We start from the raw sequence: 2,654 nt of genomic DNA, 5'->3' as shown, positions 1-2,654 counted from the left end.
CTCGCCGATCTCGTTGAGACGCGCTTCGATCGTCTGGTCGAACAGCTTGTCGAGAATGGCCGGACGGCGGCGGGCCGTATCACGCAGGAACGGCGACAGGTCGAAGATGGCGGCGAGCAATTCCTGCAGTGCTCCCTGGCCGGCGAGGAACGCGGCCAGACGCGGATGGCCGTCTTGCTCGGCCGCGTCAGCGATCTCGGACAATTCCCTCCGGGCATGGTCGCCGCCGAGCGGGCGAAGCGCCAGCGTCGGTCGGAGTTGCCATTCCGTATCGATCTTCTTTTTTGCCATCCTTGCCGCCATCAATGCGTCTCCCGGGCCGGGAAACTCATGACTACGGACAATCCGGGATTGGCGGGCAGAAGATCAAGCCTGCCGTTGTGGAAAGTCATGATCGCCTTGGCGAGGCTAAGGCCCAGGCCCGAGCCCGGCTGCGAACGGCTCTTCTCCAGCCGCACGAAACGCTCGGTGACCCTGGCGCGGTCGGCATCGTCGGGAATGCCAAGGCCATTGTCGGAAACGGCGAGCTTGACCTCGCCGCCGATGCGCTCCAGCGTGACCCGCACCTTCGGGCTCTCGGCGGCGCCGGTCGAGTATTTGATGGCGTTGTCGACGATGTTCGACAGCGCCTGGCCGATCAGCTCGCGATTGCCGTTGATGGTCACCGCTTCCGGCACCGCGGTTTCCAGCACGACGCCCGCCTCTTCCGCCACCGGCTCGTAGAGCTCGACGACATCGCTCACCGTGGCGGCGAGGTCGACCGGGCCGGTTGTCTCGGAGGAATAGCCGGCCTCCAGCCGCGAGATCATCAGGATGGCGTTGAAGGTCTTGATGAGCTGGTCGGACTCGGCGATCGTTCCCTCCAGCGCCTGACGGTAGTCCGTCGTCTTGCGCTTGCCGGCAAGGGTGGCTTCGGCGCGGTTGCGCAGCCTGGTCAGCGGCGTCTTCAGATCGTGAGCGATGTTGTCGGAGACCTGCTTCAGCCCCTCGTTCAGCATGGCGATACGGGCAAGCATCGTGTTGAGGTTTTCGGACAGGCGGTCGAATTCGTCACCGGCGCCGGTCACCGGCAGCCGTCCGCTAAGGTCGCCGCCCATGATGCGGCGACTTGCGTCGGAGACGCTGTCGATGCGTTTCAGCGCGGCGCGCCCGACGAAGAACCAGATCAAGAGGCCGCCGAGCCCCATCATGCCTAGCGCCAGCATCAGCGCGCGGCGGATGACGGCCCGGAAGCGCTCGGGCTCGCCAAGATCGCGGCCGACCAGCAAGATCATCTGATTGGGCAGTCGCAGCACCAGCGCGATAGCGTTGTGGCCTTCTTCGCCTTCCGACCGAGCGCTGCTGTCGCCCGGGGACGGCGCGCTCTGATCGGTGCCACCACCACGCAACCGGTCGAGTTCGCCCTCACCGAAGCGATGGTACGAAAAGGGCTCCGTCGTCCAGCCCTCGGTTTCGATGATTCCCGGCTCCAGGCTCTGCACATTGCCGGTCAGGATCTGGCCGTTGGCGTCGGCGATCAGATAGAGGTTGGCGCCAGGCTGGCGCGAGCGGGCTTCAACCACGCGCACCAGCAACGGCAGGCCGCCATTTTTGTATGCGCGAGCCAAGCCGAGGATCTCGTCATTGATCGTGTCCTGGGTCTGCGCCGTCAGCATGCGCGCCGAGAGCGACGTCATGTAAAAGACGAGCAGCACGGCGCAGAGAGCGAAAAGCAGAAGGTAAAGCGCCGAGAGCCGGGCCGCCGTCGTCTTCATGATGGCCGGCAGGGAAAGAGCCATGTGCGCCTAGATCAGGATGACGATTGGCTGCACGGTAACCCCTTGTTGCAGCATCTTTTCCGAAACGTTCCCTGACTTTCGGTTTGGGATCATGCTCTAGCCGCCTTTCAGCATGTAGCCCGCGCCGCGGATGGTGTGCAGGATCGGTTTGTCGAAACCCTTTTCGATCTTGCCGCGCAGGCGCGAGACATGAACGTCGATGACGTTGGTCTGCGGATCGAAATGATAGTCCCAGACATTTTCCAGCAGCATGGTGCGCGTCACCACCTGGCCGGCGTGGCGCATCAGATATTCCAGCAGGCGGAACTCGCGCGGCTGCAGCGTGATCTCGCGGCCGGCGCGCTTGACCGAATGCGACAGACGGTCGAGCTCGAGATCGCCGACGCGGTAGACGGTCTCGGTTTCCCGGGCGCCGGCGCGACGGTTCAACACCTCGACCCGGGCAAGCAATTCGGAAAAAGCGTAGGGTTTGGTGAGATAATCGTCGCCGCCGGCGCGCAGCCCGGTAACGCGGTCGTCGACCTCGCCCAGCGCCGACAGGATCAGCACCGGCGTGGTGTTGCCGCGCGAGCGGAGCGCTGCGATCACCGACAGCCCGTCGCGGCGCGGCATCATGCGGTCGACCACCATCACGTCATAGTCGCCGGCGTCGGCAAGCGCGAAGCCGGTCTCGCCGTCCCCGGCGACATGGGCGGTGTGGCCCGCCTCGGCGAAGGCTTTCTGCAGGTAGTCCGCAGCCTCGCGGTCGTCTTCCATGACGAGAATCTTCATGGAGCCGTTATACGCGATTTCACTGGAAGGTTGAGGGGCAGCCATGACTCAGCGCCTTTGCGTTCGCCAGCCGCATGTCGTGATCCCAGACCGGTACCCACTTGC

General features: G+C 64.5%; 3 protein-coding genes. All 3 read right to left on the bottom strand.

The genetic code is table 11. The annotated features are described in order from the left end of the window. Positions 1-291 (bottom strand): hypothetical protein (locus EOA75_RS31645; protein WP_206517095.1); only part of this gene is annotated, 291 nt, incomplete at its 3' end. Positions 292-302: 11 nt separating this feature from the next. Further along, entirely contained in the window at positions 303-1,778 is a 1,476-nt protein-coding gene (locus EOA75_RS31640) for a HAMP domain-containing sensor histidine kinase (RefSeq protein WP_067320986.1), read from the bottom strand. 96 nt (positions 1,779-1,874) lie between these two features. After that, on the bottom strand, positions 1,875-2,549 hold the full coding sequence (locus EOA75_RS31635) for a response regulator transcription factor (RefSeq protein WP_066997584.1): 675 nt from the start codon (positions 2,547-2,549) through the stop codon (positions 1,875-1,877). Positions 2,550-2,654: the final 105 nt, after the last annotated feature.

It is taken from the genome of Mesorhizobium sp. M1A.F.Ca.IN.022.07.1.1 (genome assembly GCF_003997575.1).
In the GTDB taxonomy this organism is placed as follows: Bacteria; Pseudomonadota; Alphaproteobacteria; order Rhizobiales; family Rhizobiaceae; genus Mesorhizobium.
The sequence above is the reverse complement of the archived record's forward strand: the minus strand, read 5'-3'. Positions and strand labels throughout refer to the sequence as shown.